The 20,418-nt window shown below is 51.2% G+C and carries 18 protein-coding genes and 1 riboswitch; of the genes, 3 read left to right on the top strand and 15 right to left on the bottom strand.

The window, feature by feature from the left end:
• Window positions 1-15: 15 nt before the first annotated feature.
• The 8 genes from lepB to WGC32_RS01065 all read right to left on the bottom strand — a co-directional run bounded on the left by lepB (window position 16) and on the right by WGC32_RS01065 (window position 9,354).
• On the bottom strand, window positions 16-600 hold the full coding sequence (gene lepB / locus WGC32_RS01030) for a signal peptidase I (RefSeq protein WP_191481613.1): 585 nt from the start codon (window positions 598-600) through the stop codon (window positions 16-18).
• Between the two features lie 13 nt (window positions 601-613).
• The gene (locus WGC32_RS01035) at window positions 614-1,138 is read right to left on the bottom strand and encodes a hypothetical protein (RefSeq protein ID WP_191509606.1); all 525 of its coding nucleotides are present in this window, start codon (window positions 1,136-1,138) and stop codon (window positions 614-616) included.
• A 505-nt stretch (window positions 1,139-1,643) separates the two neighbouring features.
• Window positions 1,644-2,468, bottom strand: a complete 825-nt coding sequence (locus tag WGC32_RS01040; RefSeq protein WP_342680389.1) for a tyrosine-type recombinase/integrase — start codon at window positions 2,466-2,468, stop codon at window positions 1,644-1,646.
• Between the two features lie 335 nt (window positions 2,469-2,803).
• Window positions 2,804-4,012 (bottom strand): AI-2E family transporter, encoded by a 1,209-nt coding sequence (locus WGC32_RS01045; RefSeq protein WP_191509604.1) that lies wholly within the window; start codon window positions 4,010-4,012, stop codon window positions 2,804-2,806.
• 34 nt (window positions 4,013-4,046) lie between these two features.
• Window positions 4,047-5,972, bottom strand: a complete 1,926-nt coding sequence (locus WGC32_RS01050; RefSeq protein WP_342680390.1) for an ABC-F family ATP-binding cassette domain-containing protein — start codon at window positions 5,970-5,972, stop codon at window positions 4,047-4,049.
• Window positions 5,973-6,091: 119 nt separating this feature from the next.
• Window positions 6,092-7,249, bottom strand: coding sequence for a DHHW family protein (locus WGC32_RS01055; RefSeq protein ID WP_342680391.1), 1,158 nt, complete (start codon window positions 7,247-7,249; stop codon window positions 6,092-6,094).
• Between the two features lie 20 nt (window positions 7,250-7,269).
• Window positions 7,270-8,643: an MBOAT family protein gene (locus WGC32_RS01060; RefSeq protein WP_191481619.1), complete on the bottom strand. Its 1,374-nt coding sequence runs from the start codon at window positions 8,641-8,643 to the stop codon at window positions 7,270-7,272.
• Between the two features lie 192 nt (window positions 8,644-8,835).
• Window positions 8,836-9,354 carry a DUF4358 domain-containing protein gene (locus WGC32_RS01065; RefSeq protein ID WP_342680392.1) on the bottom strand — a complete coding sequence of 173 codons (519 nt, stop codon included), beginning with the start codon at window positions 9,352-9,354 and terminating at the stop codon, window positions 8,836-8,838.
• Between the two features lie 239 nt (window positions 9,355-9,593).
• On the opposite strand from WGC32_RS01065, the gene WGC32_RS01070 reads away from it, so the two are divergent.
• Window positions 9,594-10,142, top strand: coding sequence for a hypothetical protein (locus WGC32_RS01070; protein WP_342680393.1), 549 nt, complete (start codon window positions 9,594-9,596; stop codon window positions 10,140-10,142).
• Between the two features lie 63 nt (window positions 10,143-10,205).
• On the opposite strand, the gene WGC32_RS01075 is transcribed toward WGC32_RS01070, so the two are convergent.
• From WGC32_RS01075 to WGC32_RS01105, 7 genes are all read right to left on the bottom strand, one after another.
• Window positions 10,206-11,030 (bottom strand): metal ABC transporter permease, encoded by an 825-nt coding sequence (locus tag WGC32_RS01075; protein WP_342680394.1) that lies wholly within the window; start codon window positions 11,028-11,030, stop codon window positions 10,206-10,208.
• Complete coding sequence (locus WGC32_RS01080) at window positions 11,027-11,734, bottom strand: metal ABC transporter ATP-binding protein (protein WP_342680395.1); 708 nt, start codon at window positions 11,732-11,734, stop codon at window positions 11,027-11,029. Before WGC32_RS01080 ends, WGC32_RS01075 begins: the two co-directional genes overlap by 4 nt.
• Entirely contained in the window at window positions 11,735-12,667 is a 933-nt protein-coding gene (locus tag WGC32_RS01085) for a metal ABC transporter substrate-binding protein (protein WP_342680396.1), read from the bottom strand.
• Window positions 12,657-13,091 (bottom strand): Fur family transcriptional regulator, encoded by a 435-nt coding sequence (locus WGC32_RS01090; RefSeq protein WP_342680397.1) that lies wholly within the window; start codon window positions 13,089-13,091, stop codon window positions 12,657-12,659. Before WGC32_RS01090 ends, WGC32_RS01085 begins: the two co-directional genes overlap by 11 nt.
• A 121-nt stretch (window positions 13,092-13,212) precedes the next feature.
• Entirely contained in the window at window positions 13,213-15,561 is a 2,349-nt protein-coding gene (locus WGC32_RS01095; protein ID WP_342680398.1) for a UvrD-helicase domain-containing protein, read from the bottom strand.
• Window positions 15,537-16,427: an endonuclease Q family protein gene (locus WGC32_RS01100; protein ID WP_342680399.1), complete on the bottom strand. Its 891-nt coding sequence runs from the start codon at window positions 16,425-16,427 to the stop codon at window positions 15,537-15,539. Before WGC32_RS01100 ends, WGC32_RS01095 begins: the two co-directional genes overlap by 25 nt.
• 73 nt (window positions 16,428-16,500) lie before the next feature.
• Window positions 16,501-17,178 (bottom strand): lipase family protein, encoded by a 678-nt coding sequence (locus tag WGC32_RS01105; RefSeq protein WP_342680400.1) that lies wholly within the window; start codon window positions 17,176-17,178, stop codon window positions 16,501-16,503.
• 101 nt (window positions 17,179-17,279) lie between these two features.
• Window positions 17,280-17,362: riboswitch (ZMP/ZTP riboswitch) on the top strand.
• 89 nt (window positions 17,363-17,451) lie between these two features.
• Between WGC32_RS01105 and pflB the strand changes: the two genes are divergently transcribed.
• Window positions 17,452-19,683 carry a formate C-acetyltransferase gene (gene pflB / locus WGC32_RS01110; RefSeq protein ID WP_342680401.1) on the top strand — a complete coding sequence of 744 codons (2,232 nt, stop codon included), beginning with the start codon at window positions 17,452-17,454 and terminating at the stop codon, window positions 19,681-19,683.
• A 3-nt stretch (window positions 19,684-19,686) separates the two neighbouring features.
• Window positions 19,687-20,409, top strand: a complete 723-nt coding sequence (gene pflA, locus WGC32_RS01115; protein WP_342680402.1) for a pyruvate formate-lyase-activating protein — start codon at window positions 19,687-19,689, stop codon at window positions 20,407-20,409.
• The last annotated feature ends 9 nt before the right edge of the window (window positions 20,410-20,418 follow it).

The following is a 20,418-nucleotide window of genomic DNA, read 5'->3' on the forward strand; positions in this document are numbered from 1 at the left end:
CCCCCTTTCACGAAATTATTCTATGGTTCCCAGTTGGCTGAAGGGCCAGATTCGAAAGACTAATTTTCCTACGATCTGTTCTTCTGCAACACACCCCACCGCAACATTTCTCGAGTCGCTGGAGACGCTGCGGTGATCTCCCATAACAAAATACCGTCCATCCGGCACCTGATAGGGAAGCTCAATATTGCATTCACCTAATACCTTTTCTGTCAGATAAGGTTCCTCCAGAAGTATTCCATCGATGTACACGCTGCCGTCGTCACTGATGTCAATCCATTCTCCCGGCAGACCGACCACCCGTTTTACCAAAATTTTATTGTTATAGTAAAATGCTATGACGTCCCCCCGCTCATAGGAATCTTCTCTAAGCGATGCAACAACATCCCCATTGCGCAATGTTGGTGTCATGGAAGAGCCATAGATCCTGAAGATGGGGAGAAAAAAGGTAGCCACTAACACCGCAGCTGCTGCTACAACGACCAGGATAGCAACGGTACTGCGCAGCATCCTTTTATATCGCATCCGGTAGGACTCCCGTTGCAGTTCCGCTTCCAGCTGTTGTATTGTAGGGGGTACCATATTTGGTTTCCGTTTCATACCCGTACTCCATTTATGTATCAGCTGTAAAATTCAGCAGTTTTTTCAGTTCTTGATGGGTTTCATAAAAAGACTGTAGGCGCTGGGCAACTTCCTTCCAATAGGCTTCTGACCTTTCTTTTGCTTCCGCTTCCATGGCCTCGCATTTCTCTCTGCTTTCCGCTTCAGCAGACTGGCATTTTCGACGGGTTTCCGCTTCCATAGCAAGACACTTTTCCGCCGTCTCTTTCAGCAGTCTTTCAGACCTTATCTTGCTGTCCGCATCCCGCTCAGCGCAGAGAGCAGATTGCCTGTCGTTGAGCTTCTGAATGTTTTCAATATACTGCTGGCTGGCAGCCTGCGCCGCCTCAAAGATACCGTTAATTTGCAGGGCGGCAACTGCAATAGAGCCGGCCTCGTCAATGGCAATTTCCCTATTTTTCAAAGCTTTTCTTGCCTCGTCCAATTCTTTTTTCAAGGTTTCCATCTCTTTTTCCTGGGCAATCATCATCTCTAAAAGGTCTTTTCGGCTGAGCCGATGCAGCTGATCTTCCGTCATAATCTCACCGCACCTCCTTTTCATTCCTATGGCCATACTAAAAAGTATATGACCAAACACCTGCCGTGTGCTTTACACTTATGCAATAGTTTTCTTCTCCCCGAGCATTTTATAAAGTAGCTCATCTTTATTTGTCAGCAATGCAAGTCCGATTTTGTAAGTTATTCTTGGTGCTAAACACATTTTCTCACTTTCATGAGGTCCCTATTTTATTTACATTGAATCCACATAATTCGCATTATGTCGAATTAATGATGAATTTATCACTAACGAGGGAAAAAGGGCAATACTGCAATAAAATATGAAATAAACCTACATAGAACGATTTCAGACTTTTCTATAAACTTTATGAGAAGAGTCTTTTCTTATACGCTGATTTATATAAAAAACTATTCTAATGCGTTGACAGATTTCGTGAACTTTGATATATTGCTAGTAAATGGAATTCTCTAGTTCTATTAATGCCACATAATGCGAATTATGTGGCATTAATATTTGTTAAAATTTATATGACCAAATTCAGCGCGTCAATTCTCTTCCGATGTTCGTAATCGGAGGAAGCAATATAAATCCGGGTTGTATTAATGCTGGAATGGCCCAGAACATCCGCAAGCTGGGCAATATCTTTATCAATGGAGTAAAAACATCTGGCAAATAAATGCCTCAGATTATGGGGAAAGACCTTTTCTTCCCGCACCCCCGCTCTTTGACAGAGGGCTTTCATCATTTTCCAGATATGCGACCGATCCATGGGCCGGCCCGACCGCGTGATAAACACCGGACCTGCGGTAATTCCGCGGCGGCGCAAATAGCATTTCAGCGCTTTGCGCAGTTTCCCTGCAATCAAAATGGTACGGTTTTTCCCCTTGAGGCAGATGGCAGCTTCACCAGACGCTACCGTCTCCGCAGTAATAAACTGCAGTTCCGATACGCGTATGCCGGTGCTGCAGATTGTTTGAAGTATCAGCGCCAGCCTTTCATCCCCTTCCTTTTCCGCCGCTGTCACCAGACGTATGTACTCCGCTTTGCTCAGTTCTTTTTCCCTGGAGCAAAACGGCTTTTTTTGAATTTTCAGCTGTTTGACCCGTAACTGAGGATTTCCGATGAAAGAAAAGAAACCATTGAGGGCCGCCAGTTTCGCATTAACACTCACCGGTTTATATTCCTCCTGTAGCTTTTTCTTATATTGAATCACCATCTCCTTTGTTATCTGCTGGTTCCCCAGATAGGCAAAAAAGCTTATGATATCCCTTCGATACTGCTTTCTCGTCGTCAGGCTCCTTTCCTCGCATTCCAGATACCGCATGTAATCGCTCAATTGTTCTTCCATTTAATCATCCTCCCAATTGATTAATGTAAAATCCGTATACTCCTTTCTTCATTTTATCATCTATTCTCGGCTGGCAGCCGTCAGTCAGTCCGGCGCCAACAGTTTTCTCATAGCGGCATGAAGCATGGCCGCCCGAAGATGTGAAACTTCAGTAGATCAGGATAAGCCGATTTTGTGATTTCATCTGTCTTTTGCCTTTCGTAACATAAAAAACTCCGTGTCGATGGCAAAACCATTGACACGGAGTTTTTGCGTAAACTTATCGCAAGCCGGCTTTTATTGTCCCTTCATGAGGATATCTAGCCTCGAAAGGGTGGAACCTCCCAAACCCAATACTAAAACCGAATGGGATTTTCATCACTGGCATAATCGTGGGTATCGGTGGAAAGGTTCTTTTTGGTGAGCCGTTCTTCAATAAAGCTGCGTACCAGGGTGTAGATGATGGCGAAGATGGGAACGCCGATGAACATCCCTAAAAAGCCGAAAATACCGCCGGCCAACAGCAGGGCAAAAATAACCCAGAAGGCGGAAATCCCAATGGATTGGCCCAGAATCTTGGGACAAAGGACATTGCCGTCAAACTGCTGTAGGGCCAGGATGAATATCGCAAACCAAAACGCTTGGACAGGATTAATCATCAGCACCAATAGAATGCTGGGAATAGCTCCAATAAAGGGACCAAAATAGGGGATTACGTTGGTCACCGCCACTAGGACACTGATGAGCATGGGATAGGGAAAACGGAAGATACTCATAAAAACAAAACAGAGAATGCCCACGATCAGCGCATCCAGAATCTGCCCGGCAATAAAGCCGCTAAAAGTGGCGTTGGACTTATGTCCCAAGCGGATGAGGGAGTCCACCCGTTCCTTTTTCATCAGCGCGTACATGGCCTTTTTTGCCTGGGCAAAAAAGCGCTCCTTATGATAAAGGACATAAACAGAGATAATAAAGCCGATGGCCGCCCGGACAATGCCGGAGGTAATCTGGATGGTATAGCCTACTACATGGGGCAAGGCATCGGTTACAACTTCATAAACTTTAGCCAGAATTCCTTCTGCGGAGCCAATCATGCTGCCCAGATTTTGAACCAATTCCGTCGCCGCCTCCTCATCTCCCAGCAGCCCCACCAAAGTATTCTGGGCAAAGTCCTCCAGCTGCGCCGCGTAAGAGGAGATGTTGTGGGTCAGGTTGGAAATACTGTTTGCCACCTCAGGGATAATGGTGAAGAACAGCAGGGCGAGCACGGCAAAAAAGACCACAAAGGTGAGAAGAATGGAGAGCATTCGCTGATATTTAGGTCGCAGTTTGTCTTTGAACACCCTCTTGATCCCTTTGTTTTCCAGCCACTTCATCAGAGGGTTGAGCAGGTACGCGATGGAAAAGCCATAAATAAAGGGAAGCAGGATGCCGATCAACTTGGACAAAAGTCCCAGAAAATAGCTGATGTTAAACAGAAAAAGGAAAAACAGAATACTTGCCACGATGACCAGAAAAGCATAGAGGGAAACCGTAAAATACCGATTGTTCTTTTCAAGTTTCATACATATCCTTCTTCCTCATATAGTTTGATCGGCCTTATACCATCTCCGCTTCCTCTGAAAGGAGGATCCATTCATCACTTAGGTCGTTTAGCTGCTGTTTTCGCGTTTCTAAATCGCTGCAAAGCTGGGTGATCTTTTCGTAATCGCTGGCGTTCTCCGGATCCGCAATGGCCTGTTCCAATTCGGCACACATAGCCTCTGCCGATCCAATGGCCTCCTCCAACTCCTTGAGCCTTGCCTTGCGCATGGCGGCTTTCCGGCGCTGCTCCTTGCCTTTGTAAAAAGATTGCTTATTCTGTGAGTCGCTTTCTTTCAGCGGTACTTTTATGCTTTCCTCCGGGAGCTCTGCCTTCTGCTCCAGATAGGCGTCAAAGTTCCCGTTATACAGGATGGCACGGCCACCGCTCAGATCCAGAATCTGATCCGGTACCCGGTTGAGCAGATACCGGTCATGGGAAATGAGCAGGATGACCCCCTCAAATTCACGCAGGGCATCCTCAATGGCCTCTTTGGTCTGCAAATCCAGATGGTTGGTAGGTTCGTCCAGCAGAAGTACATTGCTCTCCCGCAGCCGCAGGATGGCAAACTCCACCTTGGCCCGCTCACCACCGGAAAGCTCCCCGATCTTTTTGTAGACATTTTCCCCGGTGAGGAGCACGCATCCTAAAGCATTGCGCACTTCCTGCTCCGCCATGCGGGGATACCGCTGCCAAACCTCTTCCAGGGCGGTGTTTTGAGGATTCATGTCCGCGTTTTCCTGGTCATAGTAACCCATGTGGACGTTTTTCCCCCACTCGATCTTGCCGGTATCATGGGGAATTTTGCCCATCAACATCTTGAGCAGGGTGGTTTTTCCGCAGCCATTGGGGCCGATGATGGCAATTTTCTGCCCTTTTTTCACGTCCAGCTCCACATTGGGAATCAGCAGACGTTTCGCCGCTCCCTCCCCCACCGACACTGACAGGTCCTTGACCAGCAATACATCGTTAGAGGTATTCTTGGGAAAGCGGAAGAAGATTTTCGGCGGCTTCTGGTAAGTTTTCGGCTTCTTCAGCGGCTCCATCCGTTCCAAAGCCTTCTGGCGGCTCTTTGCCATATTGGAGGTGCTGGCCCGGGTGATGTTCCGGGCCACATAGTCCTGCATGGACGCGATGACCTGGGACTGGATTTCGTATTCCTTCTGCATCCTTTTGATCCGCTCATCCCGCTGCCGTATATAGGCTGTATAGTTGCCCCGATACCCGGTCACCTCGCATTCGCTGACCTCCCAGATGGTATCCACCAGCTGATCGAGGAAATACCGGTCATGGGAGACGATAAGCACCGCTCCCTTGTAGCCTTTCAGATACTCTTCCAGCCACTGCAGGGTTTTAAAATCCAGATGGTTGGTGGGCTCATCCAGGATGAGCAGCTCCGGCTTTTCCAAAAGCAGCTTGGCGATGGCAAGCCGGGTCTTTTCCCCGCCGGAAAGACGGCCGATGATGCTGTCATAGACATCGGCGCCAAAGCCCATGCCTCCCAGCACCGTCTTGATGGCCACATCCATCTGATAGCCATCCCGGGCCTCAAATTTGGCCTGCTCTCCGGCATAGATAGCGGCAATCTTTTCATATTCTTCCCCGTCGTGGGGAATCCTGGCCATTTCCTGCTCCAGCAGACGCAGATGCTCCCCTATCTGGATCACATCGGCAAAGGCACTTTTCATCTCCTCATAGATGGTATTGTCCCTATCCAGGCCGCTATTCTGCTTCAGGTAGCCGATACGCAGCCCGTTTTGGATGGTGATTTCCCCTTCATCCGTCGCAAGCTCCCCTGTAATCAGCCGCAGGAGGGTGGATTTTCCCGCTCCATTGGGGCCAATAATGCCAATGCGCTGCGCAGGCTCAATATTTTCTGTACAGTCTTCTATAATCAGGTCGGAACCGAAGTATTTGGTCACCGACTGAAGTGATACGATCATGGAAGGATATTCTCTCTTTCTGTTGAGTATAGTTGTAGTTTATTATACCTTGTTTTCTCAGGGAGTACAACCACCGGCCGTTAAAAGAAAGGCTTCCCGCCGGGCAGGAAGCCTTTCTTTTAATAGGTAATTTTTGAAACACTGGGATAGCTGCTAAAGGGCACAAAACCATAAAGGATAAGCACATCGTCAAAGTGGTTTTCAGCCATAATGGTACTCAAATCCTCTCCCAGATACCGTAGGTCGATGGCCCAGACCTCGTCATAATTTTGAAGTAGGAAGGGGACAAAGCTATTGCCAAAGCTGTCTTTGATGACCAGGATACGGCTGGGGTTCTCTTTATTTTGAGAACGGTTCTGTTCCCCACTTTTCATGATGGTCAAGCCATTGTTGCCATGTAGGAAAGCGCCGTATTTATCCCGCTTCTCAAATTGATCCAAATTGTAGAGACCTTCTACCTCTTCACCGTCAATGGTTACTTGAGAGGTGGAAAAATCATAGTAATCAATGGTGTCTGGCACCGTATTAAACGCTTTAGATTTTGAAAAGAAGGTACCGTAGAAATCCTCTACCTCATGCTTTGTCAAATCGGACAGTTCCACCGGTGTCAGGCCCCGGCTTTCGCAGAACTGCCGATAGGCATAGTAGGCGCCTGTGGTCGTCCAATGGTGATCGGTGCGGTAATAGATATATTCATCTTTATGCTGGGAAAGGGCCGAGTAAACATCCAGGGTGGAGATCCCACTCTTGGAAAAACGGTCATAGATTTCCTCAGTCCATGCTACCTGATCAACAAAATGAAGGCCACTGGGCACCTTATCACTGAGTACCTCATAAGAATAGGGCACAATCATCGCTGTAATTTCATTGGTCGCGCTGTATTTCTTTCCAAACTCCTCCACAAAGCCGATGTTTTTCTGTAAACGGTCTTCATCGGTGGCGAAGTATTTCTCGAACATATAGTGATCCTTTCCATAGACCACCCCATTGTTTTCCGTCTTTCCCAATAGATACTCTGTCCGGGATTTCAGGCTGATCCACTGATCGCGGAGGACAAACTGATCGTTGACATAGGTTTCATATTTCATCGTATAGCTCTGATCGCCTTCCGCCATCAGGCTTCTGATAGAAAATTCCGGTTTTTGTGTCAACACCCTGTTTTCCATCTCAGAAAATTCCCGGACCGGATAGAAGTTGTCCCAGATAAAAATACCAACGATGAGGAGACCGAAAATCACAGTCATGGGATGCCGAAGTAAATGTTTGATTTTTTCCATAGAAGATCAGTCTCCTTTCATCAGAATCTAAAGTAGAGAAATGGGTTGTAGGTGGCATCCACCAGATAAGCCACCGACAGTAGGAAGATAAGCAGATAGATCGCATTTTTAATCCAGTTGACGTCCACCTTAGAAAACACCTTGGCAATCAACGGGGTGGATAAGAAGCAGGCGATAACAATGGTTACTGCGTAATTTCGCAGATAGTAGAGCCAATCCATGCCGCCACTAAAGGAGAACAGCTTGGTGAAGAAGGTGCCCAGCTGTCCCAAATCGGTGATGGCGAACAGGCTCCAAGAGATGAGGAGCAAAAAGAGCACATACACATGGGAGAAAATCCGGTGCTTGTCCAAGAAATTCGAAAATCCCGCCTTCTCGATGGCCAGGAATACAAAGAAAAACAGTCCCCAGAAAATAAAGTTCCAGTTGGCCCCATGCCAAAATCCGGTACAGGCCCAGACCACAAAAAGGTTAAAATACATCCGCGCTTTGCCCTTACGGTTACCGCCCAGGGGGATGTATACATACTCCCGGAACCAGGAGCTAAGGGTCATATGCCACCGGCGCCAGAAGTCGGTAATGCTCCGGGCAATGTAGGGATAGTTAAAGTTTTCAGGGAACTCAAAGCCCAGCATCTTGCCAAGGCCGATGGCCATGGTAGAATATCCGCTAAAGTCAAAAAAGATTTGCAGGGCAAAGGCCAGGATTCCCAGCCATGCCAGCGGGGTGGATACATTAGCAAATCCCAAAGTTTCCACCTCTGTCCACAAGGCGCCGATATTGTTGGCAATCAGTACCTTTTTCCCCAGGCCAAGGATGAAAATTTTCACGCCTTCCTCAATCTGAGCCAGGCGGATTTTCCGGCTCTTAAGCTCTTTGTTGATATCGGTGTAAAGTACGATGGGGCCGGCGATCAACTGCGGGAACAATACTACAAAGGCGCCCAGGTCGATGATGTTGTGCTCAGCCTTGACCTTCCCCCGATAAACGTCGATGGTATAGGACATGGTCTGGAAGGTATAAAAACTGATTCCCAAAGGAAGGGTCAGCTCCAGCGTCCCGATGGAAAGATTCAATAAGCCGTTAAGGTTTTCGATAAAGAAATTGGTATATTTAAAGAAGATGAGCATGCCTAGACTGAAAAATACAGCAATAAGAAAACAGGCCCTTCGCAAGCCCTTTCTCTCCGCAAATTTTTCAATACCCAAGGCCGCCAGATAATTGACCAGAATGGTGGCCAGCATCACCGGGAAATATCTGGGTTCACCCCAAGAATAGAAAAACAAGCTTAAAAGCAAAAGGCTGAGATTCTTCAGCTTCCACGGCACAGCGTAGTAAATAATAAATGCAACCGGTAAAAACCGGAACAAAAACAGCAGGCTACTGAATACCACTTATGCATCCCCCTCATCGATATAGTGCCTTATTATCTCAATCGGAAGTATTTTCCGCCGAAAGAAAAATCTTTCAAAAAGCAAAAGCTAGCTCTAAATCTAACAGAAACACCGTCAAATTTCAAGCTAGCCTGCAAAAAAAATCCTAAATATTTTCTTAACGTAAAAAAGTTTGGCTCTTTTTGCTGCAATTTATGCAAAAAAGCTTAAAAATATCTCTTCGGCCTTGTCGATTTCCTCGGAAATGTCCTTCGTGGTATCACCTACGATTAATAACGCCGCGTAATCCCCTTTGGTGACCACCTTGCCTGCTTCTGCCTTACTGATCATGTCGGGTAGATATTGCTCGGCAATCCGCGCCTCTTTTCTTTTTTCCAGGGCGGCTTTGACATCCTCGATCTTGCCCTCCTTGGCCTTGACAATCACTACATCGTCCACACCGGGCATAACTTGGGCATATTTTCCATAGAAGTCCTCTGCCATGGTGTCATCGATCCCGTACATGTCGCTGAGCATCTCCTGGGTTACCTCTCCGGCCATGGCAATACCGATTTCTTGGTCGATTTTGTCCACAATATCGCTGAGTTTAGTTCCCTCGACAAGCTCGTCCTGTACAGCGCTGCCGCTGCTCCCATTCTCCCCGCTGGCGCATGCGGAAAACATCGTCATACACAGCAGTGCAGCCAGACAAATCACAAAAATTCTTTTCATCTTATAATCCTTTCTCTTTCTTTTTGAGCCTTCTTTTTTATTATGCCAATTTTATCCCCCATTTAAACACAGGCGAATGGCAGGCCCAAATCCATAGTGTCTGATTTCTTACTATTTCTTGCATTATTTTCAAAGTTCATATTTTATTCATTTTTATTGTTTTTTCATTGCTTTTGCCCGAAGGGACCGTTATAATAAAGTTAGCTAATCTTAATTAAAAGGAAAGGGGCGACCCTTGGATGAATACATGGAAACGTTTGTCAACTCCCCTTTTGGGCGTTCTTCTGATCCTAGGCGCTTTCTTCTTCTATTCCACCGTTTCCAGCAAAGCTGCGGCGGAGGAGAAAATTCCGGAACAGGTGGTTCTTCCCCAGTACATTCGGCCGCAGATCAAAGGCTGGGCCTATACTGAGGGGCTGACCCTGGAAAGCTCCTGCGAAGTTGCCTTGGTCCCCGGCGGGGACAAGTCCTCCCTAGAGCTATATGTTGACGCTCCCACCGATGAAAACGGCCAGATCATCTACGACGATGGCCAGATCTGGACACTGGTCCTGCGCAAACACGGCTATTTTTATCCTTTGATGGAAAAGCAATATATTCAGCAAGGCAATGTTTCTTACAGCGCCTATTATTCCCATGAGGATGACGCATTTCACATTATGGTCATCAAAAACCAGCGGGCGGACCTTGATATTTACGAATGTATCTATGACGTCCATGAGGACGCATTCGAGGTCCGCAGTATCTACAAGGCCAAGGACATTGAAGAGGTATTCCGCAATTATTAATAAAAAAAGATGCCGCCTTCTAACGGTATCTTCCAGAACAGCCGGCATAAGCCGGCTGTTTTTTTATGCTGTCCGTTTTTTGACAGCTCCCACCAGGGAAAACAGTGCGAACATCAGGATATTGGCCGCCACTACGCTGGCGCCCGCCGGGGTGGAAAAGACAAAGGAGCCCAAGATTCCGATGACAAAGCAGACCACCGAAACTAAAGCCGAGCAAATGACCACTCCTTTGAAGCTTTGAAACACCCGCATCGAGGTCAGCGCCGGAAAGATTACCAGGCTGGAGATGAGCAGCGCCCCCATGATCCGCATGCCGACTACAATGGTGATGGCGGTGAGAAGGGCCAGCAGTGTATTATAGGCGCCCACCTTGGTACCGGTTGCCAGCGCAAAGTTTTCGTCAAAGGTAATGGCAAAAAGTTTGTTATAAAAAAGAACAAAAAGGATCAAAACCACAATCGAGAGCCCCACGCTCAGGTATACGTCGCTTTGGCTCATGGCCAGGATGCTGCCAAACATATAGCTGTTGACGTCCGTATTCATGCCGGTGGTCAAAGAGGTAACAATGACGCCTACAGCCAAGGAACCGCTGGCGATCAGGGCAATGGCGGCATCCCCTTTGATTTTGCTGTTTTCGCTGATGCGCAGCAGCAAAAACGCCGCCAGCACCACAATGGGAATCGATACCTGCAAGGGGGATAGGTTGAGGGCCATGGCGATAGAAAGGGCGCCAAATCCCACATGGGATAAACCGTCCCCAATCATGGAGTAGCGTTTGAGGACCAGGCTGACCCCCAGCAGAGCCGCGCACATGGAGACCAAAGTTCCCACAATCAAAGCCCGGACAATAAATTCATAGGATAACAGTTGCCGGAGTAGTTCTATCATAGGTCGACCCTCCCTGTCATCCTGCGGTAGGCGTCGCTGCGCAGGTATTCCTCTGTGGAACCGTAAAAAAGCAGCTCCTCATCCATGTGAAGAATTTTCCCGGCATGGGTTACGGCGTAATGAAAGTCATGGGACACCATGATAACTGTAACCCCCTGCTCTTTGTTAATCCGGCCGATCAGATCATACAGTTCGGTGGTCGCGATGGGGTCAAGCCCTGTCACCGGCTCATCCAGCAGCAGCATCTGATCGGTGGCGCACAGCGCCCGGGCCAGCAGTACCCGCTGCTGTTGGCCTCCGGAAAGGTCCCGATAGGATTTGTTCTTCAGCTCCAGAATGCCCATGCTTTTCAGATTCTCCAGAGCCCTCTTTTTATCCCCAGCACTGTAAAAAGGCCGCAGTCCCCGCCGGCTCAGGCACCCGGATAGGACGATTTCATAAACAGAAGCCGGAAAGTCCTTTTGTACCATCGTCTGCTGAGGCAGATAGCCGATGGCGTTTCGGCTGAGCCCCTCCCCGCAGGTGACGCTCCCCGTCCGCAGAGGGACCAGCCCCAACAGCCCCTTGACCAGACTGCTTTTTCCCGATCCGTTCTCCCCCACGATACAGATATAGTCACCGGCTTCTATGTCAAAGCTTACATCTTTGACCGCACACTGGTTTTCATAATAGATTGTCAAATGGCGGCAGGCCATCAATGGCATTTAATTCAGCCCCTTCTTTAGATTTTCAGCGTTTTGTTCCATGAGGGATAGATAGGTCACCCCATTGTCAAAATCCTGTTTGGAAACATTGTGGCAGGAGTGGAGCAGCAGCATTTCGCAGCCGGTTTCTTCACTGATGGATCTGGCTACCTTGGGGTCGGTCAGCTCCTCGTAAAATACCACCGGGATATGCTCCTCCCGGATGATGTCGATCATTTGGGCAATGGTCTTCGCGCTGGGCTCCCCTTCATGGGAACAGGAGGCAAAGGCGGCCACATAGGTAAGTCCATACCGCTCAGCAAAATAGTGGAAGGCAAAGCGTCCGGCAAAGACAATCTCTTTGCGGGATGCCTCGCTTATGATGGTGGAAAATTTCTCATCCAGCTCTTGGAGCTGTTTTTGATAAGTTTCCTCCCGTTGGCGGTAGATTTCTTCCCCCTCTGGGTCCTCCGCGCACAGGGCGTCAGCGATATTGGCGACCATCTGCTGGGCCAAAACCGGACTGGTCCAGATGTGAGGGTCATAGGCATGGTCATGCCCATCTCCATCCTCGTCCTCTTCATGAGAGGCATCCAGCTGGATTCCTTGGGAAGCATCCACCACCGTGACATCATCACTTGTCAGGCCCTCAATGATCTGTTCCGCCCAGGGCTCCATATACTGGCCGGTATAGATAAAGAGATCCGCCTCATTGATTTTAATCATATCCGCCGGCGTGGGCTCATAGGAATGGCTCTCTACGCCAGGGGGCAGAAGCAGGGTGATTTCCGCCCTGTCCCCGCATAGCTGACGGGCAAAATCATATTGTGGAAATAGGGTGGTAACAATCTGCAGCTTTGCGTCATCCTCCTTGGAGGGCAGCGCGCCGCAGCCGGATATGAGCCCAGCTGTAAGGCAAAGGCACAGCAGCAAGGCAATGATTCTAAACTTCATCCCGGTTCTCCTCTTCCCCTGTCTCCCTGCACTGCTCGCACAGACCGTAGAGCACCGTCTTGCGGCTGTCGATCAGGAACTGATGCTGCTGCAGGATATGGGCGTGCACCTGATCTAAAAAGCTGCATTCTACATGGAGCAGCGCACCGCACCTGACGCATTTGAGATGATAGTGCTTACAGCAGCTCTCGTCTCCGCCAGCCAGCTGGAAGCAGGCTCCCGCTCCTTCTTCCAAAAAATATTTGCGGACCTTCCCCTCTTCCACCAGCTTTTCCAGATAGCGGTAGACTGTGGATTTTCCCACGCCGTTACCCTGGCTTTTCAGATAGTCTACCACATCGTCCACCATCACATGGCGGTCTTTATTCTCCTGCAAAAAATTCCATATACTTTCCCGTTGCCGGGTCCGATAGCTTATATTCATGACAGCTGTCCATATCCTCCCGAATATGAAAATGATTTTCAATTTCATATTTTATTTCTTTTCCCCATTTTTGTCAACCGCATCCCTATGAAAAGAGGAGACGGAAAACCGTCTCCTCTTTTTAGAAAAAGCTCAGCTGCTTCATAGGGGGCTGTCGTTTTGCCCCATCCTTTTCCCTTTGGAGCAGCTGTTCAGGAATAGAATTCAAAAATGCCGAAGGCTCCCGGGAGGTCATCAGGACCAGTTCCTCTTTGGCCCGTGTCATCCCCACATAAAACAGGCGCCGCTCCTCCTCCATATCCACCGGGTGCCGCGGGGACTCTAGGGGAATGCTTCCCTTTTTCACGCCGCTTAAAAACACCACGGGAAATTCCAAGCCCTTGGCGCCGTGGAGGGTCATCAGCCGCACCGCGCCGCTGTGATAGGTCTTAACAGGGCTGCGGCGCAAATCCCCTTCTGAACCCAGGGCCAGATTTTCCAGAAAAGCCGCCATTGTCTTATCAAACACCGCCATGTTTTGCAGCTTTTCCACCGGCTTTTTCCCTTCCAGGCCGCATTCTTCCGCCAGGGCCTCAATGAGCTTGCGGGGATTGTCTTTCTTCACCCGAGGCGTAAAATCCTGGGCCAGCCGGCCCCATTCCCGCAGAAGGCCGGTATTTTCAAATTGGCTGAGTATCTGCGTCACCTTCTCCGCCGTATCCTGTCCTTCCAGGAGGGACCAGGCTTCGCCTACACTGCGGCACAAATCCTCCGGGCAATGCCAGAGAAGCCCCAGGCATCCCCTGAGGGAAAGCATATCCCGCGGCTGGGTCAGCCACCGGAAAAAGCAGAGGATGCCCCGGACACCTTCCTCCTCCAGGAAGTCCTCCCGGCCATGGACAATATAGGGGATGCCCTCATGGCGCAGACAGCTTTCCAGCACCCGGGACTGATGATGGGTCCGGTATAAAACGGCGATGTCCGAGAAGGAGCGTGTTCCCTCCCCCTCACCTTCCGACAGAAGAGCTCCGGCGTCCAGCATATCCACGCCGCCCACCATCCGGCCGATCTCCTTGGCGATGAAGATGCCCTCTGACAGCTCGCTTTCGGAGGTGACCAGACGCACCCGCTTCTCCCCGGCGCCATGGGCCTGAAGCAGCCGGGGCTCACCCCCGTTTTCCTCAATGACCGCTAGTGCGCTTTGGAGAATCTGCGGAGTGCTGCGGTAATTGATCCGCAGCCGGATGGTACGCAGACCGCTCATGTCTTCCTGCAGGCGTTCAAAGCAGCGGGCGTCTGAGCCCCGGAACCCGTAGATGGACTGATCCGGGTCGCCGATGACAAACAGCCCCTTTCTTCCCTGGCTCCACCGCCGGATCAGCTGATACTGGACAGGAGCGATGTCCTGAAACTCGTCCACCAGCAGATAGTCAAAGCCTTTCCCCTTTTCCTCCGCCAGCTTCAGCCCCGCTAGGAGCAGGTCATCAAAATCCAGGGCGCCGGCTTCCTCCAAAAGCTGCTGATAGCGGGCAAATGCTTCCTCGCTGAAAGCCTCCTCCCCTTGGACTCCGTTTTTCTTTCGGGATACCTCCTGCAAAAAAGCGGAGGGCTTTATCTTCAGGTCCATCTCCTGGATGACCTGGGCCGCTGTCTCCAGGGCCGCAGGAGTATCCAGCAAAGCGCCCTCTCTTTTCCCCAGCATCTTGAGACAGATGGAATGAAAGGTGCCAATGGTCATCGCTTTGACCCTTTTTTTATCGCCAAATTGGGCTTCCAGCCGCTGCCGCATCTCTTCGGCGGCCTGATTGGTGAAGGTCACCGCCCCGATCTGTTCCGGGCGCACCCCCATTTGTTCCACCAAATAGGCAATGCGGGTAATGAGGGTCTTTGTCTTGCCCGTCCCTGGCCCCGCGATGACTGCTACGGCAGGCTCTGTGGCAGTCACCGCCTGTCTCTGCTCCTCATTAAGCCCGGAGAGCAGGTCTTCGGATGCATTTTCATCCTTCTCTACAGTCGGTGCTGTTTTCTTTTCCCTTTGTGAAGCCGAAATCCGGGACCGGGTCTTTTTCAGGGACTTTTCCTCCTTGCCGAACAAGGAGGTCTGCCCGGCCAGCATGTCCATCTCGTCGGGGCTGAGCAGGGTAATTTTGCCGTATTCCCCATCAAAGCCAGGGCTGCGCTCCACCCGCCCAGCCCGCAGCCGCCGGATGCCTTCGGCCACACCCTTTCTAGCGGCCCGCTCGATATCCTCTATAGGCGCCTTCCGCAGGATGTAAAACTCATCTCCTAAAGCATGAAGCATCTGCTCATAGCGGGCCGCCGTCTTCTTGCTGGCGGCGGATACCCCAGTGCAGGCGGCGATAACCTCAGGCAGGGGAACCAGGCTTTCAAAAGGCTTGGCGCCTTTCGGCCGGTAGCCATTCTCCCGGTCGGAAAGCTGGTCCACCCGATGCTGTACGCCTATGGTCAGCTTTTCCCGCAGATAGGGCATCTGCCCTCATATTGATCGGTCTGGGACGGTTCCAGGCAAACGCCGCAGTTGCGATGGCCGTCCCAGTGATATTTCCCCTCCTCCGGGAAAAATTCCAAGGTGCCGGCAAACCCCTCCCCAGTCTGGATGGCATGGGAAAGGGCGGGATAGGACAAGGGGCCCTCCAAAAGATTCGCCTCCCTTCCCAGCTTTTGCGGGGAATGGGCGTCGGAGTTGGAAACCAATGTATAGCCGTCCAGGGCCGAAATCTGCCAGTTCATAGGCGGGTCGGAGGAAAGTCCCGTCTCTAAGGCATGGATATAGGGGGTCAGGTCCTCAAAACATTCTTCTATGGTGTCAAATCCAGAAAATGCGCCAAACAGGGAGAAATGAGGGGTCCAGATATGGGCGGGGATGAACACAGCATCTGGGCAGGACTCCAGGGTAATTTCCAGCAGGTCCCGGCTGTCCAGCCCCAGGATAGGCCGTCCATCGGAGTGGATATTGCCGATGGCTTCCAGCTTGTGGGCGAGGATATCCGCCGCCTCCAGGCTGGGGAGCAGGATGACATTGTGAACCTTGCGCACCTTGCCATTCTTCTTATAAATAGAGCTAATCTCCCCCGAAAGGACAAAGCGGGGCTGACGCGGCTCTCCGGCCACACCGGCCGGTTGTTGGCACAGTTCATCCCGCAGGCGGTAAAGTCCCTCTTCGGCGGGGATCAACTTTTCCTCCAGCTCTTTTCTCCATGCCGGATGGGTAAAATCCCCGGTGCCCAGAAGGTCAATTCCCTTCCGCCGGGCCCAAAGGTCCAGCTGCTCCGGCACACAGTCCCGGCTGGTGGCCCTGGAGTATTTGGAATGGATATGTAAATCGGCAATATACATCCGCTCTCACCCTCATTCTTAAAGTCAGCCTTATTATATCCTGTTTTTTATGACGGCGCAATAAAGCCAAGCCCTAACCCAGCATCCTTTGCAGCAGAGAGCCGTAATAGTCCTGAATCCGGTGCTGCCGCAAGGAGTACACGCCCCAGATGCGGGGAGGCCCTACATGGATGCATCCTCCCACATGGCGGTATCCCATAAAGGCAAAGGGAAGCTTGGTGACAATGTCGTTGCCGTTGACCACACGGATGGCCTTGAACACCCGCTTGTCAAAGGACCTTTGGAAAGCCCGGTTTCCCACCCGGGGGCAGCCGAAGGTGATGACCTGGATGTCCTTATGAGGGAAACAGTACTGCAGGTCCACTGCGCACAGGATGGCCAGAGCAGCGCCAAAGGAGTGCCCGCAGATGCAGATGTGAATCAACTCCTGCGAAACCTGGCCGTGGATTCTCTCTCGGACCTCCGGGCTTTTATAGGCCCTCAAAAAGCCTTCATGAACCCGGATTTTTGTATCCTGGTTATCATAGGGGATGGTCTTTTTCCCGAAGGAAAAATCCGACTCCCAGTCCTTGGGGGAATCGGAGCCTCGGAAGCTGATAGAGAGGCGTCTTTCCTTTTTTCGCAGATAGCATTGGACCCCGGAAGGGCAGTCGTCGATGACAATGAGTTTCTCCCCCGGCTCACAGGGCTGGATATCCCCATAGGAGAGGGCGGAAAGCTCCAGGGCGTTGAGTATACCTTCTCTGTTCATGGCATTCACCTCCCCTTAGTCTATGAAAGTGTCATGGAATGAGAGACAATCAACACGTCTTGACACAAGGGAAAAACAGATGTTATACTAAGGGCAAATCAAGGGATTTTCATTACTGACGGATCAGTGGGCTTACCACAAGGGAATGAAAATCTGTCACATGCCGACCGTCTGGGCAACATCGCAAGGATGTTGCCCTTTTTCATTGTCTGCGCTGCGAAAAAGGGCCGCATCCGGCGGTGTCGAGTGAATCAGAACAGGGAGGAAACTGATATGGCTACACCTTGGGAAGGCTTTGTGCCTGGCAGATGGCAGGAAAAAATTGACGTCCGGGATTTTATCCAGAAAAACTACACCCCTTACACCGGAAATGAGGACTTTTTGGCTCCCGCTACAGAACGGACCAAGAGGCTGATGCACAAACTGCAAAACCTCATGTCTCTGGAGCAGGAGTTTGGCGGGGTGCTGGATATCGATACCCAGACCGTCACTTCCCTGCTTAACTACAAACCAGGATACCTGGACAAAAATGAAGAAATCATTGTAGGACTGCAAACCGACCGCCCCCTCAAACGGGGAGTCAATCCCTTCGGCGGGCTCAAAATGACCCGCAACGCCTGCAAAGCCTATGGATACGAGCTCTCCCGGAAGGTAGAGGATGAATTTCTCTACCGCACCACCCACAATGACGGGGTATTCCGGGTCTATAATGAGGAAACCAGAGCCGCCCGTCACTGCGGCCTGATCACCGGGCTTCCCGACGCCTACGGGCGGGGCAGGATCATCGGCGACTACCGCCGGGTCGCCCTCTATGGCATTGACAGGCTCATCCAGGAGAAGCAGCGGGACAAACACGATCTGGGGCTGGAGGATATGGATGTGGAGCATATCCGCCAGCTGGAGGAGCTCTATCAGCAGATCAATTTCCTGGGAAAGCTCAAGGAGATGGCGGCCATGTACGGCTATGACATCTCAGGGCCGGCCACCACGGCCAAGGAAGCGGTTCAGTGGCTCTATTTCGGCTATCTAGGCGCCATTAAGGAACAAAACGGCGCGGCTATGAGCCTGGGCCGGACCTCTACCTTTTTGGATATCTATTTTGAACGGGATCTCAGAAATGGAGTGCTGGACGAGTCCGGCGCTCAGGAGATCATGGATGACTTTGTCATGAAGCTGCGGATGGCCCGCCACCTGCGCACTCCGGAATACAACGAGCTCTTTGCGGGGGATCCCATGTGGATCACCGAAGCCATCGGCGGCATGGGAGAGGACGGCCGGCCCCTGGTGACCAAAAATTCCTACCGGGTGCTCCACACCCTTTACAACCTTGGCTCCTCCGCCGAGCCCAATCTGACGGTGCTTTGGTCTAAAGACCTGCCCGCTCCCTTCCAGCGCTACTGCGCCAAGGTCTCCTGTGACACCGACGCCATCCAGTATGAAAACGACGACCTGATGCGCCCCCGCTTTGGCGACGACTATGCCATCGCCTGCTGTGTCTCCGCCATGCGGGTGGGCAAAGAGATGCAGTTTTTCGGCGCCCGGGCCAACCTGGCAAAGCTGCTGCTCATGGCGCTCAACGGTGGCCGGGACGAAAAGCAAGGGGTGCAAGTAGGGCCTGTCCATTCCCCTTATGAGGGCGAATATCTGGATTACGGCAAGGTGATGGAGCTTTTGGACTTTTACCGGCCCTGGCTTGCCCGGATGTACTGCAACACCATGAATATCATCCACTATATGCACGATAAATACGCCTATGAAAAGACCCAAATGGCCCTTCATGATACCAAGGTCCATCGGTATATGGCCTTTGGCATCGCAGGGATGAGCGTCTTTGCCGACTCCCTCTCCGCCATCAAATACGCCCGTGTCCGCTGCATCCGGGATCCGGAAACAGGCCTCATCACCGACTTTGAGACGGTGGGGGATTATCCCGCCTTTGGCAACGACGACGACCGTGTGGATTCCATCGCTCGGGAGCAGGTGGAGCTATTTTATCGTGAACTGCAAAAAACGCCTCTTTATCGGGACGCGGAGCCTACCCTTTCCATCCTGACCATCACCTCCAATGTGGTTTACGGCAAAAAGACCGGCTCCACCCCCGATGGCCGCAAGGCGGGAGAACCCTTTGCTCCTGGCGCCAATCCCATGCACGGCCGGGAGAAAAACGGAGCCCTGGCCGCTCTCAATTCGGTGGCCAAGCTCTCCTATGACGTCTGCCGGGATGGCATCTCCAACACCTTTTCCATTGTGCCCACCGCCCTTGGAAGGACGGAGGAAGATCAATATCAGAACCTGGTTGTCATCTTAAACGGCTATTTTGCCCAGATGGCCCACCATATCAATGTCAACGTCCTCAACCGGGAAACATTGATGGATGCCTATGAGCATCCTGACAAATATCCCAACCTGACCATCCGGGTTTCGGGATATGCCGTCAACTTCCACAAACTCAGCCGGGAACAGCAGCGGGAGGTCATCTCCCGCACCTTCCACGAGGTGCTTTAATCCATGAAGGAGAATGAGATCATCACCGGCCGCATTCATTCCTTTCAGTCCCTGGGAGCGGTGGATGGGCCAGGAATCCGGTATACTGTCTTTTTGCAAGGCTGCCCCCTGCGGTGTATCTACTGTCACAACCCGGACACCTGGGACCCCGCCGCCGGGCAGGTTTGTACGGTGGAGGAGGTGGCCCAGCGGGTGCTGCGCTGCCGCCCCTATTTCGGGGAGCTGGGAGGCGTCACCGTTACAGGCGGTGAGCCCCTTCTTCAGCCGGACTTTGTGTCTGCGCTATTTCAGCGCCTGCAAAAGGAGGGGATCCACACCGTTTTGGATACCTCCGGCGCCATAGGCCTCGACCGGGCAGAACAGGTGCTGCAATATACGGATCTGGCCCTGGTAGACGTAAAATTTCTCTCGGACAAGGGGTATCGCGACCATTGCGGGGGGGATTTTTCCAGAGTCAAGGAGTTTCTCGCCCTAACCCAAAGGCTCCAGGTTCCTATCTGGATCCGCCATGTGGTGGTGCCCGGTCTTACCGACGCTCCCTCCCACATCAAGGCCCTGGCGGATTTTTGCAAACAATATCCCAACCTTGAGAAAATAGAGCTTCTCCCTTTTGAAAAGCTCTGCTTGGAAAAGTACAAGGCGATGGGGGTGCCCTTCCCTCTGGAAGACACCCCTGCCATGTCCCGGGAAAAGCTGAACCGTCTTCAGACGCTTTTAGGGCAATAAAAAAACAGC

It is taken from the genome of Zongyangia acetica, from assembly GCF_038739695.1.
GTDB classification, from domain to species: domain Bacteria; phylum Bacillota; class Clostridia; order Oscillospirales; family Ruminococcaceae; genus Zongyangia; species Zongyangia gallinarum.